Origin of the sequence: Bradyrhizobium sp. sBnM-33 (assembly GCF_032917945.1) — a bacterium.
Lineage (GTDB): Bacteria > Pseudomonadota > Alphaproteobacteria > Rhizobiales > Xanthobacteraceae > Bradyrhizobium.
This window is the reverse complement of the sequence record NZ_CP136624.1, coordinates 3,684,662-3,698,896: the sequence shown is the minus strand read 5'-3', so window position 1 is coordinate 3,698,896 and position 14,235 is coordinate 3,684,662. Positions and strand designations below refer to the sequence as shown.

The 14,235-nt window shown below is 64.1% G+C and carries 15 protein-coding genes; 2 read left to right on the top strand and 13 right to left on the bottom strand.

Features of this window, described 5'->3' with window-relative positions; all coding sequences use genetic code 11:
• Window positions 1–388 precede the first annotated feature (388 nt).
• The 13 genes from RX328_RS16975 to RX328_RS16915 all read right to left on the bottom strand — a co-directional run bounded on the left by RX328_RS16975 (window position 389) and on the right by RX328_RS16915 (window position 13,339).
• Entirely contained in the window at window positions 389–610 is a 222-nt protein-coding gene (locus RX328_RS16975) for a hypothetical protein (RefSeq protein WP_213253492.1), read from the bottom strand.
• Between the two features lie 250 nt (window positions 611–860).
• Window positions 861–1,214, bottom strand: a complete 354-nt coding sequence (locus RX328_RS16970) for a YybH family protein (RefSeq protein ID WP_249726745.1) — start codon at window positions 1,212–1,214, stop codon at window positions 861–863.
• The gene (locus RX328_RS16965) at window positions 1,183–2,142 is read right to left on the bottom strand and encodes a hypothetical protein (RefSeq protein WP_213253490.1); all 960 of its coding nucleotides are present in this window, start codon (window positions 2,140–2,142) and stop codon (window positions 1,183–1,185) included. Before RX328_RS16965 ends, RX328_RS16970 begins: the two co-directional genes overlap by 32 nt.
• Entirely contained in the window at window positions 2,139–3,860 is a 1,722-nt protein-coding gene (locus RX328_RS16960) for a radical SAM/SPASM domain-containing protein (protein ID WP_213253489.1), read from the bottom strand. Before RX328_RS16960 ends, RX328_RS16965 begins: the two co-directional genes overlap by 4 nt.
• 19 nt (window positions 3,861–3,879) lie before the next feature.
• Window positions 3,880–4,380, bottom strand: coding sequence for a hypothetical protein (locus tag RX328_RS16955; RefSeq protein WP_213253488.1), 501 nt, complete (start codon window positions 4,378–4,380; stop codon window positions 3,880–3,882).
• A complete protein-coding gene (locus tag RX328_RS16950; RefSeq protein WP_213253487.1) occupies window positions 4,374–5,975 on the bottom strand; it encodes a LysM peptidoglycan-binding domain-containing protein in 1,602 nt (533 codons plus the stop codon). Before RX328_RS16950 ends, RX328_RS16955 begins: the two co-directional genes overlap by 7 nt.
• Window positions 5,976–6,175: 200 nt before the next feature.
• The gene (locus RX328_RS16945; protein ID WP_213253486.1) at window positions 6,176–6,865 is read right to left on the bottom strand and encodes a hypothetical protein; all 690 of its coding nucleotides are present in this window, start codon (window positions 6,863–6,865) and stop codon (window positions 6,176–6,178) included.
• A gap of 119 nt (window positions 6,866–6,984) precedes the next feature.
• A complete protein-coding gene (locus RX328_RS16940; RefSeq protein WP_213253485.1) occupies window positions 6,985–9,594 on the bottom strand; it encodes a LysM peptidoglycan-binding domain-containing protein in 2,610 nt (869 codons plus the stop codon).
• Between the two features lie 313 nt (window positions 9,595–9,907).
• Window positions 9,908–10,471, bottom strand: coding sequence for a hypothetical protein (locus tag RX328_RS16935; protein ID WP_213253484.1), 564 nt, complete (start codon window positions 10,469–10,471; stop codon window positions 9,908–9,910).
• Window positions 10,472–10,564: 93 nt separating this feature from the next.
• A complete protein-coding gene (locus tag RX328_RS16930) occupies window positions 10,565–11,086 on the bottom strand; it encodes a hypothetical protein (RefSeq protein WP_213253483.1) in 522 nt (173 codons plus the stop codon).
• Window positions 11,049–11,312: a hypothetical protein gene (locus RX328_RS16925; protein ID WP_317258753.1), complete on the bottom strand. Its 264-nt coding sequence runs from the start codon at window positions 11,310–11,312 to the stop codon at window positions 11,049–11,051. Before RX328_RS16925 ends, RX328_RS16930 begins: the two co-directional genes overlap by 38 nt.
• Window positions 11,313–11,668: 356 nt before the next feature.
• Window positions 11,669–12,040: an immunity protein YezG family protein gene (locus RX328_RS16920; RefSeq protein WP_213253481.1), complete on the bottom strand. Its 372-nt coding sequence runs from the start codon at window positions 12,038–12,040 to the stop codon at window positions 11,669–11,671.
• A gap of 18 nt (window positions 12,041–12,058) precedes the next feature.
• Entirely contained in the window at window positions 12,059–13,339 is a 1,281-nt protein-coding gene (locus tag RX328_RS16915; protein WP_213253480.1) for a DNA/RNA non-specific endonuclease, read from the bottom strand.
• Window positions 13,340–13,345: 6 nt separating this feature from the next.
• On the opposite strand from RX328_RS16915, the gene RX328_RS43675 reads away from it, so the two are divergent.
• Both RX328_RS43675 and RX328_RS16910 read left to right on the top strand, forming a co-directional pair.
• Window positions 13,346–13,543: a DUF4142 domain-containing protein gene (locus RX328_RS43675; RefSeq protein WP_213253479.1), complete on the top strand. Its 198-nt coding sequence runs from the start codon at window positions 13,346–13,348 to the stop codon at window positions 13,541–13,543.
• 168 nt (window positions 13,544–13,711) lie between these two features.
• Complete coding sequence (locus RX328_RS16910) at window positions 13,712–14,071, top strand: inorganic diphosphatase (protein ID WP_249726741.1); 360 nt, start codon at window positions 13,712–13,714, stop codon at window positions 14,069–14,071.
• Window positions 14,072–14,235 lie beyond the last annotated feature (164 nt).

The window sequence follows — 14,235 nt, the reverse complement described above, 5'->3', positions numbered from 1 at the left end:
GTAGGATGGCGCTAATTACATCGAGGTGACAATTTCTTAACCATTGCGATTTTTCCACCCCCAACGATTTGCGCCAGCCTGCGCGGTGCGGGACCCTCGACGCCGATGCGAAAGCACCACAGTATCGTCGTTGAAAACCAGCTCATATGCCCTGCCGAACCCAAGAGTTCCATCTCGTCATGCGCCCGTCATACTTTGCTATCGCAAAGGGCATGGGGATCAGACCGTGAAATCACGGCGCGATGTTTGCAGCCAGTTGCAGCGGACCGCGGCGGTTCGAGCTAGGTCGACCCTCGACCGAAAAGGGCGTTAAAGATGCGGAGCATATTGGAATCATTCTGCAGAGTGTGAGCGCCGATGCCGAGGCCCCCGAGCGCGTAGACGCCGATCACAATGCCGCCGAGGGCCCAATACCCCGTGGCGATCCGCCGGCCCCGAGGCCCAGCGCCAGCGCCATTCCGCCAACGCACATGAAGCCGAGGCTGATGCCGCCGAACGCTACCAAGCCCATCGCGACGCCGCCAAATGCGGCGAAGCCGATCGCGATATTGCCCACCGCAATGATGCCGCGGGCAGGCCTGAAGCCGACAAGCCACGTCGGGCCCAACATGACGTGAATGAGCGGCAGGCCGAACAGAATTGTCTGAGATTTGTATTCATAGAAGTACGGCCGCCCTGCCCCGGCCCCTCCCGCCGCTATTGCGGGACCGCGTTCCTGCAAAGGCCTGCCGCATTCGGGGCAAGCTGTCGACTGTTCGCTGATATCCCGGCCACAATCCGCGCACCGCACCAAAGTCATTCCGGCATCTCTCCGCTGTCCTGATGTGCAGGTTCGCCCCATCTCTCAAATGGGAGCTGAATCAGTTCCACATATGAACGGCGATGAGCCAGCCCGTGCGCTCGCGCGCGAATACGTTCAGCCAATTGCCCTTGTAGGGACCGCCATCGTCGAGCCCCCGAAGCGCCCATCGGCCCGACGCGACCAGAGACGCGTCCTTCGCGAACACGTCACCGAGATCCACGACATAATCGCGAAAGCCTTGCGCGCGGATGTCGGCGAAAAACCTGCAGATCGCCTCCGCGCCGACGACAGCGGATCGTCCGGGCGGCACGACCCGGGCGTCCAGAGTGTAGAAGCGGGCTAGATCGGCGATCCTTCCTGAGTTGAATGTTTGCACCCACTCATCGACGAGAGCTTGCGTCTGTTGCTGCATGATTGACGATTTCTCCGTCATCTGTGTGCGAAGTCATCGGGCGAGATGGCTTGCTGCTGTGCTGCCCGAGCAGAGGCCAGAACACCCAGTTCTCCAGCGGACAGAGGGACACGATGGCCTCGTCCGCGCCGACCGGTCGGATGCGCACGCTGTCGGTTGACGGGAAGTCGAGCACAATGCGTGTCGCCCCGAGCCGACGGGCAAAGCTCCGCGAGCCGGAGACCGTTTCGACCTGAAGCGCCGCTCCCGGCCCATGGGTGAGCAGGAGGCGCGATCGGCCCCGCTCTCTCCTCGCCGCCTGGGTAAAGGCCTCCGGTGGCATGTCGGTCAGATAGTAGACGACTGTGTTTGGCGTCGTAAGGCGCGCGAGGCGTGGAAACCAGTTCCCCTGGAGCGGCAGCAGCACCAGGGCAACCCCATGCGCGCGGCGCAGGAGGTCCGCGATGATGCGCAGCCGAGGCTCGGGCCGCTGTCCCTGGTGCAACAGGACCAGCTGACTGAACCTCCGGTTCTTGCCAAGGAACGCCGCAAGCTGAAACAGCACGGAGAAGACGCAGACATGGTGGACCGTGTCGACCCAGAGCGGACCGAAGCCGTCGAGCCCGCGCGCCTCGCGAACGTGGAGCGTGCTCTCCACCGCGCCCAGGTACCTCATCACCTGATCCGTCGACATGTTCTGCATGACGATCGGCTCGAAGGCGAAGTCAATAATGTTCAGCGCAGCTTTCCGGTTGACCGCGTCAGACAAGGCCATGACGCCGCTGCGCGCGCGCAAGAGCATATGGTCGAGGCGACCGCCGTCGACCTGCGCGATCAGGCGATCGCGCACGTGACGGCTCTCTCTGCTGGCGGCAAAGGCCCTGGAGACAAGGCTATCAAACCTGTCGGTGGTTAGATCGAAGGCGCTGGCCGGAGTGATCGCGTTCACGGCCTTGTGCTTTCCAGAGCCCGGTCACCCCCGGTCGGCGCGTGCGAAGGCGCAGCCTCCAGCGCCGGTTCGCCGGCAAAGAGCATCGCGCTGTCGATTGACCTTCCGTGCAGCACGCTCACTTTCTCCAGCACGCGCGCCTGGGCGGCCTGCAGCGACTCCAGCGAATGACGCTCGCCGGATTGCTTGGCTTCGACGGTTGCTTCCTCAGGGACCCACTGGTCGGCCGAGACCACGCCGAGATCCTTGGCGCGGCTGAAGATGTATTCGGCCGTATTCCATTTCCAGCTTGGACAAGGCAACGCCGCTTCGGCCGGATTGCTGTAGACGAAGCGATGTGCACAGAAGCCGCCGCACATCGGCAATATCTTGCACGAAGCGCAGACCGGATTGTCGAATGGCGTCCATTGCGACCACAGGCTGGCGTTGACGCTGTCGTGGAGCTTGTCCGGCTCGAAGATGCTGCCCGTCCGCTTGCTGGGATCGTGCGCCGTCTCCCAGCACTTGTGCACGTCTCCCTGGCCCGACACGACATAGCCACCGTGCGAAGCCGCCACGCACATTCCCGCGAAGCCGCCCGACGGCGTCTGGATGGACGCGAAGCCGAGACGCCTCGCGCGCTCTTCCAGGGCGAGCACCTTGCGATTGAATTCGGCGCGGGAGAGCCTCTCCTCGTAGGCGCTGCCGCTTTCAGGCGTCGAAGCCTCGATCGGCGCGAAGTAGACGCTGAAGTTGCCGCGCCTGGCGAAGTTGCGCTCGACGAAACAATCGAGCATGGCATCCACATTGTCGACGTTGCTCTGGCCGACGTTGACGCGTGCATTGATCGAGATCGCAGTCTGGTCCAGCGCCTCGGCGATATTGTCGAGGATGCGGTCGAAGGTGCCCTGCCCCGACGTCAGGGGCCGCATCCTGTCATGCGTCCCCCGATCGCCATCGACGGTCACTTGCACCCAGCGGACGCGACGTGTGTAGAGCTGAGCGGCCATTTCGCCGTTCAGGAACCAGGCGTTGGAGACGATTCCGGCGCTGTAGGAAATCTTGTTCTTGTCGCAGTAGGAAATCAGCAGGTCTGACAGGCGAAAGATCGAATCCTTGCCCATCAGGGGCTCGCCGCCGTACCAGACGATACTCAGCGACTTGAGGTCCTTTTTCGCCTTGACGAAATCGACGATGGCATTCTGCACGTCGGGCTTCATCTTCGTCGTCGGCTTATTCAGGCCCTGGAAACAGTAGCCGCAGGCGAAGTTGCAGGCCATGGTCGGAGCTATCGTAAGCGTGAGGCTGCCTTTGGCGCTCCGTGTCGCCTCATAGCCGTCGCGCACGACGGCAAGCTCGTCGACCATCGCGCCCACCACGTGGCCGCCGCCGACGAGCGCTTCGAGCAGCAGGCGGTCGCTTATCTGTGCGCCTGAGAACGCCGGTCGTTCGGCCAACTCGCGATAGATCCGCGCCTCGCCATCGGACAGCAGGATGAGCGACCGCGTCCGCGAATTGAAAAGCAACGCGGCGCCATCGGCAAGCCTGACCGGAATGTCGTAGCGCGAGACCTTGTAGCGGCTCGCGTCCGCCTCCCGCTGGAGGCTATGAACGGTCGCCAGCGTCTGCCGGGCCGCCGCCTCCAACGCATCAGCTCGCGCGGAATTCTGCGCCAGCAACGCGGCCTCCGCAACTTGCAGCTCGCCTTCCTGGGAAACCTGGCATTCGAAATCTGGCATGGGCTCGGTCCCGTCCTGCTTAGCGCGTCTGCGACGGGGCGGATCGTGCCGCCGCGATCTGCGCCAGTGTTGTTTCCGCCAGATCGGCAAGCATGTCGTTCCACAAGGCGAGGAATGCGTCCGCCCGGATCGAGGCATCGGCGATGGCGGTGCCGGAAGCCTCATCGAGCGGCAGCCCGGTCTGCGTGACCACCCGCCTGTTGACGGCCATGGTGGTGAAATCTCCATGGCGGCCGATTCCTGTGACGCGCAGAGCAAAGCGTCCGCCCAGCGCCTCCAGATGGCGTACGTCGTAGAGCTGCGGCAGCAATCCGAGCATGAGATTGCGAAAGAACGCGAAATTTCCTGCAGCACCGGCCGTGTTTCGCCAGGTACCTTCCAGCAGTACGTCCGGCGTGAGCCGCACGCCCGCCATGAAGCTCGCGAGCGCGATCGGGTTCGACGCGTAGCGGCGGCCCGCCGCCGCAATCTCGCGCATGGTGATGCGCGCGGTGTGGTTGCGCATGTCGACCATCAGCATGATGGCAGCACCGGGATGACGTTCACCGCGCAGAACGAAATTGGATCAAGCACCGGCGCGTCGACGCCGCAGACGCCACCGAGATTGGCGGCGCAGACACCTGTATCGACGCCGCAGGCGTCGGCGCCCGCTTTGGCGGCGCAGGCATCCGCATCGGCCGCACAGGCGTCGAGTGAGGCGTTGGCCGCGCAAGCGTCGGCATCGGCGGCGCAGGCGTCCGCCGACGCGTTGGCGGCGCAGGCATCGGCATCCGCCGCGCAGGCCTCCGCGACCGCGTTGGCCGCGCAGGCGGCGCTGTCGGCGGCGCAGGCTTCGACGGCCGCATCGGCAGCGCAGGCGTTGCTGTCCGCCGCGCAGGCTTCGGCGCCTGCATCGGCGCCGCAAACATTGCCGTCAGCTCCGCAAGCTTCGACGGTCGCATCCGCGCCGCACACATTGCCGTCCGCGACGCAGGCGTCCGCGCCTCCATCGACGCCGCAAGCGTTGCCATCAGCCGCGCAAGCTTCGACGGTTGCATCCGCGCCGCATACATTGCCATCCGCGACACAGGCGTCCGCCCCGACATTGGCTGCGCAGGCATCTCCATCGGCAGCGCAGGCCTGGATCGTGCCGTCGGTCCCGCAGACGTTCCCATCCGTCCCGCACACGCCGGCGCTGCCCTTGGCGCCGCAGGCAAGATTGCCGTCGACGCCGCAGAGCTTCGGCCCGCTGTACTTGGAGCCGCAGTTGCTTCCGTCGATGCCGCAGGCTTTTCCTTCCGTAAACTTGGCGCCGCAGGTCGCGTAGTTGACGGCGCAGACCGCGCCGGCCCTGGCGTTCGCCGCACAGGCGCTTGCCTTCGCGGCGCACCCGGCTCCGGCGCCCGCGGCGGCGCCACACGCACCGATGTCAGCGGCGCAAACCGTGCCCACCCCTGCAACGGCGGCACAGCCGGTTCCCTTTGCTCCGCACACCGTGCCTTCGCTGAGCTTGCCCACGCAGGGCGATGCGTTCGCTCCACAGGCGGTGCTGATACCCACATCGATGCCGCAGGGCGTGATTGCATTTGCCGCACAGGCTGCACCGGCACTCGCATCGATGCCGCACGGCACGGTCGGACCCGACGAGGGCTGTGCGGCCGGCGCTCCTGTTGGGGACGGCGTGCTCGGTGCCCCCGTCGAGGGTGGCGCACTTGGCGCTCCAGTGGGAGGTGGTACGCTCGGCGTGCCCGTGGAAGGCGGTGCGCTCGGCCGCGGCGGCGAGCCCAGCGGCACGTGCACGGTCTCGCCTGGATGAATCCGGTCTGGATCGCGAACCTGGGGATTGGCCTTAACCACGTCCGGAAATGGACGATCATACTGGCGCGAAATGCTCCAGAGCGAGTCACCTTCCTTAACCCGGTGCTCGATGGTGTTGTCGTTGGCGGCGGCATTGGCCCCTGCCCGGCCGTCCTCGACGACCGACGCAGGGTCGGCGCGGGAGGCGTCAGGACGAGGGACGTCAGGTCGGCTTGCGCGCTGCAAGCTCTCCGACCAAGCTTGAGCGTCGCCGCCCTCCTTCTTCTCCGCCGGCCGCTGTGAGCGGGCGGCGAGTGGCCTGTCGATGACCTTCGCCATTGTCCAATCCGCCAGTTGCTAACAATGTTCGCCGCTGAAGCACTCTGGTGGCCGCGGCCACCGCTTCCTACACATTGGATAGCGCGCAGACCTGACATCGACCTGACGAGGCCATGACCTACGGTTAAGGGTGCGGTGGTTGTCGCGAAGCCTCGCAAGCAGCGAGGCGTGCGTGGCTCACAGGAACGGGCGAAACGTGCTCAGCCCAGAATGGCCTCGCCGAACAGCACACGCGCATAGTCGCGGAGCGCCGTCATGCTTCGTGGGTTGGGATCCTCGATTCGTGCCGGGTGCCAGCTTCCCGGCACGGCACGATACTCACCCCGGAAACGATGATCCTGCGGGTCATAAAGGTAGCTTCCGCCGAATTCCGGATCTTTGCCGGGAGGCGCCCACACGTTGCGATCGTTAGATGCCGTAAGCGGGAAACGCCCCGAATCATCCTGATCGACCGTGTGCGCCTGGTCGACGAGATCGCGCACCTTCTCCGCATCCATGCGATTGAGCCGCTCCATCAACTGCTCGGGTGTCGCGCCGAACTGGCTGGCGGTTGCCGCAAGTGCGGGCCCGGCACTGCCGCCATCATTGTTGCTGTAGTCGGACAGCACAGCGGCGATCTCCGGTCGATAGCCGGCAGCCTCGAGGAATTCGCGGCTCGGCCCCTCGAAGCGGGCCTTGTCCTTTGCGTCGTTATAGAAATAGAGACCGATCGCGGAAGCGAGCACCAGGCCCGCGCCCACCGGACCGCCCCAGGTCGCAAGCCAGCCGCCGCTCGAAGCGACAGAGCCGGCCGCCATCAGGACGCCGCCGCCCGCGCTTGTCGTATAGAGGCCGGAGGCAATCCAGTCGCCACGAGCGGCCGCATCGATGGCGTAGGCGCTGTCGATCAATCCGCCGCCGATCTTGAAGTAGGTGCTGAACTTGACCCAACCCGGTTCGAGTGCAAGCCCGGTGCGGTTTGCCTTTGCGAGAATGGATGTCGAAAGACGCTCGGCACCCGGGATGGCGCCTAGACCGAGCCAGCCGCGCTGCGCACCGACCGCAAGCAGTTCGGCCGTTTCCTTGTACCGATCGAGTAGTAGACTGCCTTGGTCATGTTGAGCAGGTGGCCGGGATCCTTCGCGAACTTGTCCCAGGCCAACGCCGCCTGGTAGCCGTTGAAGGCAGCACCAAGGCCGTTCATGCTGCCAAGGAAAGCGGACGCCTTCTTCGGATCGAGCTTGACGTCCTGGCCGGTTCCGAAAATGTCGCGGACGGTATTCGAAGCGGTCGCTCCCGCCGACGGAATGGCGGCGGTTGTGCCGGCGCCGAGATCGACGACCGCGCTTGAGGAGGACGGCTGCGACGTCATCAACGCGTTGCCAAGTTCCTTGACAAAGCCTCTGGTGCTGCTGACCGATGAATTCGGCGAGGCTGACGGCGATAATGTCCCTGCCTCCTGTCCGAGCACAATGCGCAGCACTTCCTTGCTGCCCTTGTCGCTCAGTCCCATCGGGAACTGTACTTCCTTGCTGCTGACGAACTCATTGCGCGTTTCGGTCAGCCGCTCCGTCGTCGGCAGGCCCTGCAGCCGCGGCAACGCGTTGTTCAACGCCATGCTGGTGCGCACCGCGGCATGGCCCAGCCCATCGACCGCGTTGTATGTGCGATCGAAGTTCGGCAGCAGATCCGGCCGGTTGGCGACGTATTCGATGGTTGCGCGATCCAGTTGCTCCGGCGACATCGTGCCCGACCAGTCGGCACGCAGGCGGCTCACCTCGGCAGTCGCATCGCCGAAGGCCTTCACATCGTCCTTGATCCTGCCGTGCAGGACTTCGACACCGACCTGGGTGGCGCTGAGCAGGCTATCGGCCTCGCTGGTCCGGCCCGCATCCCTGAGTTGCTTTGCGATCTCCAGGGACAGAGTCGCGCCAGTGCCGTCGCTGACCGACTGCATGACGGCTTCTTGGTAGGCAGGCAGCGGGTAGGCCGGGCTGTCCTGGACGTGCGGCTGGAATTTTTCGCTCGGCAGGTGCCGCACCATGATGTCGGCGACCTGCCGAGGCACCTCTGCGCCATCGTTGCCGCGCGCAGCGTAGTCCGTCGCGCTCGCGATATTCTTGTAGACGCCGGCGACGTCCTGATACTCGATCGGGCCGCCTTCGGTGAGGCTGCGCTTCATGTCGGCGGCGACGCTGTCGATCGTCGGCAGGCTTGCCGCGACGATCCGCTCCGCCGTCTCCGGCGAGACGTTTTCCGTCTGCTGACGCAGCGCCTCGGCCGCCGCCTTCGCGCCGCCGGTCCGGTAGGCGTTGCGTACGGCGTCGACGCCGGGCTGCACGGTCTTGTTGTACGTCGCCTGGTCGACGATTTCCTTGAGCGCGGCGTCGTCGGGACCGTGCTCCTGGATCAATGCGGCGCGCGCACCGATTGCCATTTCACGCTGCTCAGGCGGCACTTGCCCGGCCACACTGTCGAGCTGCCGTTCTATCTCCTCGCGCAGCGCCTTCCGTTGGGTTTCGAGATTCTGCTCGAGGCCGGCCAAGCGCGCCTGCTCGGCCGGACCGGCGTTGCGCGCCGCATCGACGTCGCGTTGCGCCTGCGCGACTGCGCCATACTTGTCGACGACGGTACCGAGCGTGTCACGTGTCCAACCCTGGCGACGCCATTCGTCGGTCACGTTGCGATAGGCGGCGTCAATCGCATCCCCAACCTTGGGATCATTGGGCAGACTTCGCCTGAGCTCGTCGAATTGCGGGCGGACCGCTTCCTCGGGATAAGGCTTACCGGTCCCGATAAGGCGCAGTTGCCCCTCGACCTCCGTTCGCACCTTGTCCCACGCCATGCCTGCGGCGTTTCGCGCCTCCTGCAATTTCGCGTTGGCAAGCCTTCGCTCGCCCGGCGTCGCATTCGGATCGCGCGCGGCCTGTTCCAGCGATGCGACGGAGCGATCGCCTTCGCGCGCCTGCGTCACCAACTCGTTGAGCTGGCCCTTGGTCGTGCGGTTCTCCCGCCATTCCCTGTCGACCGCGGCGCGCGCATTCTCCACCGTCTCCTGGTACTTGGGATCGTCTAGAACCCGACCGCGGATTTCATCGAGCGCGGGACCTGTTGCCACGTCCGGAAGCGCCGTGTTGCGCCCGGCTTCGCGCAGCTCGTTCTCTACGGAACGCTGAATGTCGCCCCAGCGCTTCGACACCTCGCCGCGCGCACTCTCCAATTCGATGCTCGCAAGTTTGCGTGCCGACGGCGTGGAGTTGGGATCGCGCGCCAGCTGCTCCAGCGACGCCACGTTCTCCTCCGCGCGATGGGCACCAGCCACCTGTTCGCGCGCGTTCACGACACGCGGATCGGCATTCGGCACGAAAGCGACATCGCCGGGCTTGATGCGGTCGGGATCGCGAAACTGCTTGTTGGCCCTCAGAACGTCCGAGAACGGCGCGCGGTACTCCTGCGCTATTCCATAAAGGCTGTCCCCCGGTTTGACCTCGTGCGGAATCTCGTTGCCGCGAAGCGCCTGCGGATTTCCGTCGACCCGGCTGCGCTGCCGCTGTGCCGCTTGCAGGGCACTGTCGAACTCCGGATCCGTTTGCCCGGTGGTGGCGACGCGGTCGTTCCGGTTGGCGCCGCCCGGCTGCACGTGGCTGGGATTTTCCGGAGCTGCTCTCCGATCATCTGCACCAGCTTGTTCAGGAGGCGTTCTCTGCTTTTCCGTGACACTTCGTGCAGGGCTCGCACCAGACATCGATTTCGCTCCGGTCCTCAACGAGAAATACACTGAGACGCGGCGGCTTCTGCCGCATTCGCGTTCTTGATGGGCGCGGCGCTTCTCGACCTAACCTCGGTGGTTTGCGCCGCAAGACATCGGCATTCGGCCGATGCCGATCAGCAAGCGGATTTTTGGCTAATGAAGCTGATGACAAGCTGACGTGGGGAATATGCCGGCGGCAGCGTCAACGCGGCGGCGAGACCGAGCGCGCCAGCAGTTCAAATTCCGTCCGGCGCGTGTCGAAATTCTGCTTCTCGCCCACGCAGATCGTGGTCGTTCGCCCCTTCGGCGTTTCGATCAGCATGAACAGAGTTCGCACTTCCTGCGCCCGCGCCGGCAGACCGGGACGCGACTTGAAGTCTCCGATCATCGCGACGCCGCCAATTCCATTGACGCTGAAATGTTCGGTCGCGGACACATCATAGTTGATGGCCACGGTTGCCCGCGCAAGATCGAGCCAGCGCTGCCCTTCGACGATATCGTTGATGTCGCTCTGCTTAAGCTCGGCGTTTTGCGGCAGCGGTGTGAACGCGACCTGACAGCCGGTATCGCGGTCGGATGGCTTCTTGACCTCGAACCGCACGACAAAGGTTGGCGTCGGAGCGATAGTGCGGGCGATGTAGCCTTCGGGAGGATCGATCGCCAGCCCGGTGCTTGCATCGCGCAATGGCTCCGCCGAGGCTGGCGCGATCAGCGCCAGCGCAACGCACACATCAAGACACATATGGATCGAGCGCTTGAGCACCATCACGCTCCCTGGCAGACCGGCATCGAGAGAAACGGCATTGGCCCTGACGGAACCGACCGTCAGGGCCAAGCATCCATGTTAGTCAGGCCAAACTCAGGCTGCCTGTGACAGGTCCTGCTGTCCACCGCCCTCTCCGCCGAGCAGGCGGCCGAGCAGCGACACGACCGTCTTCAGGGCGTCCTTTTCATTCGGCGGCAGGTTGAGGCGATCGACCAGCGACGAAAGGGTGCTGAGGATCTGATCGAACGGACCGCCGCTCGCTCCATCCTGCTCCTGGGCAGGAGCAGCCTCACTACCCTGATCGACCCGCGGGGCCGCGATGGGCTGGGGCTGCTGGGCACCGCCGACACTGCCGGCACCGTTCATCACGCGACCGAGCAGCGACACCACCGTCTTGAGCGCTTCCTTCTCCTGCGGCGAGAGCTTCAGGCCGTCGATCACACCGTTGAGATTCTGCAGTATCTGATCGTCAGTACCCTGGCCGGCGCCAGCGCCCTGGGTCGGCCCGGTTCCTGCAAAACCATCAATGTCCTTGATATTGTTTCCGGTGATCTCCTGGCCCTTGGGCAGCACGAGATCATCGATCTCGCCGTTCTTCGTCTTGAAGCGCCGCACCCTGCGCATTCGGATCCTGGCCGGCTGAAACGAAGTTCAGTGCTCCCGTGATCAACCGAACTCGCTCGCCGTCGCTCCATTGATCACCGGACTGTCCTGCGCTTTTCAGGATATTCGCGAAGATCGACGCAACGTCCTTCTGCTCGTTCTGCTGTACGCCGCCGCCCGCAAGTTGCCCGAGGCGATCGGCATTGCCCATTATACGCTGTGCGACATCTGAAATCATGTTGCTTGCTCCCTCGCATTCCGTGATTGGTCAGTCGCAGAAAAACGACCGAACTGGGTTCCTGTCCGGCCTGCCACGGCGCTCGTTCCGGCAGGCTTCGGGTGATCGATGAACCTTGAAGCGTGGGCACCGCTAGCGTACCGCACACCGGCTCATGTTCGCACGATAGGCATGCAAGCTTTCGAGAACCTGACGGGGATACGGTTTCTACAGCGCCGCCGGGCATCGAGGGCGTCCGTTACGAACTTCGCGCCGACAAGACTTTGCGGCACGACTCGAGATCGTCTTAAGCGAAGATGATCGTCATCCGACGGCGCAACATCTTTCGATGCCACCGCTGCAAAGGACTCATGTGATCATTGCTGGCGCGCGCGTGTGGCCGCCGCGTCCAGACGCGCCGACAGGTCGGCGTCGTAGGCGAAGTTCGCGAAGAATTCGCCGTCCGGCGTCACCCGAAACGTCGCCTTGTTCCATGGCTCATGCGCAGTCGAGGCCATGATCGTTTGCAGCTTCTTGATGGCTTTGGCGACCGCGTAGTCGAGACGATCGACATCCAGATCGGCAACGCCTCGCTCGGCGGGATCACGCGTATAGTCTCCGGTAAATCCGGTCGATGTCTTCCATATCTCGGTCTCAAGCCGGATCTCCCGCCACGGTTCGTCGACGGCCGCTGCCATCGCGTTCGCGACGAAATCGTAGATTTCCTCGACGGTACTCAATTCAGCCATGGCATCTGCTCCGGCAGCCTACTCGGTCGTATTCTCGAAGAAACGCGTATGCTTCTTGCCGTCGATCCAGAACGTCACCCGGAAGGCCACCGGCCGTTTCGAATCGCCATCGAACTCGGCGCGGATTTGCGCATCGACCGTCCTGTTCTGCTCGAGCGCGGACCGCCATTCCTGCTCCATGTTATACCAGTCGCCGCCGCTCCCGTTCAACTCACGTGTCATCGGGTGATAATTGATCTGCTCGCCGGGGCCGTCGAACATCGCCGCGAACAGGTGTCCTCCCTGGTCGCCCTCGATGGCGTCCTTGATACCGCCGACCTCCGCAGCCTTACCCTGCTGGTGCGTATTGCGGTCGTGACGGTTCAGGCGGACCCGTCCCTTGGCTTCGACCACCCGGCCCGCCTCATCCGTCGTGTAGGTGTAGCGCCCCACGACATAGTCGGTGTTATGCGCCAGCTCGCCGTTCAGTGTCTGGTTCCAGCCGTCGGCCTTGTTCCCCGGATCGAGCACGATGCGCGCGCGCTCACCAGGCTGGCCGCGCGTATTTCGTGCTTCGATTGCCGCGCGCGACGGGTCGCGCACGAATGAACTGACATCTTCGGCCAGTTGATCGAGGTGCTGCTGATCGAGCGCGTTCTCCCTGACGATGTCAGCCCGCCGCTGCGCGGTGAGGCCGGGGTCGACCAGCTCGCGCGATCGTATCTCCATTCGCTCGCGGATCTTGCTGATATCGATCCGCGATGCCCAGCCGACCGTGCCGGCTCGGGGCTCGCCATGCCCGGCGAAGAAGGTTCCAAGCTGGCCCTCGAGCGTAAGGCTTCGCTGGATAGTCTGCGCAGTCGCGACATGCAGGTCGATATCGGCCGCCGTTGCCTGCGGACCATGCCTGATGCCCTGGACTGCGCCCGTCGCCGGATCGTAGTCGATCCGAACCGCATTGCCCTGCAGCGAGCCATCGGGGGTAACTCGCGGCGCGAAGTTGCGCAGCAACCCGTCACGCACGGCATTGGGGTTGAACATGTCGCCCGGCCGCAAGCCGCCCGTACGTATCGCCGCGCCGGTGCCAGCAGCCCAGAATCCCATGGACAACAGCGATTGCGCGCGCTGCTCGTCCGACATCTCCGTCCAATGGCGCGACAGATAGATGCTCTCGTTGGCGATCGCCGCCGTATCGACAATCGCCGCGCCCGCCTGCACGTAGCCATGGAATGACCATTCAATGACGAGCGCCGCTCGCTCACAGAGCGCGCCGATGCTGACCGCATTCTCCGGCCCTTCGGTCTGCTCGATCCTAAGCACGCGGCGATGCTCTCGCAACTTGGGGCGCTGAGCGGGCCGGGTTTCGACCGACTCTACGCGCAGATGCAACTTGCCGGGCATCGAGAAGCGGTCGCGCTGTTTTCATCCTATAGCGCTACCGGCGAGGACCCGCGCCTCGTCAGTTTCGCGCGGACGACATTGCCGCGTTTGCGGCACCACTTGTCCATGGCGCGCCGCCTCTGAGCGGCACTCATCGGCAATGTAGGAGCGAGATCGTTCCGCGGCGGGACGCTGATGCTGAGCAGCCGCTCGGTCGAGATTTGGCTTAAATTAGGGCGGAACGGCAGGCGTGCGGGTGGTGAATGACGAACTTGATGAAGCTGCCTACGTGAGCCACTCGCGAAACCTCTCATGACGGGACTGACTTATCCGTATGACTGGGGCTTCATTCCCTCCACCAAAGCCGATGACGGTGATCCAGTCGATGTTCTGGTGATCCACGAGACTGGAACTTATCCGGGGCTCGTGCTTCGTTGCAGGCCCATTGGCGTCCTCGAGGTCCTTCAAACGACCAGGCGTAAGAAGAATAGAAATGACCGTGTATTCGCAGTGCCGGAGCGTTCTCCTTTTGCTGGCCACTTACACGACGTCCGGCATCTTCCTTTGCGGGCCATGGACGAACTACAGAAGTTTTTTCGTGCCACCAACGCGCTCAAGAAAAAGGAGATTGAATTTCTAGCTGGCGCGGCCCCCGCGCTGCGGTCAAGATGATTAACCGATTTTCGCGCTATTAGCCTCTGCCAAGCTCCAGCTCCTGACGCTCAATCCCCGCCCGATGTGCAAACACTGACGGGCGCCACGGTGTGCGCTCAGGCCCTCGCGGAAGAGAGGGGCAACCGAATCCTAAGTGGCGGACGATCTGCTAGGAGCTGCCA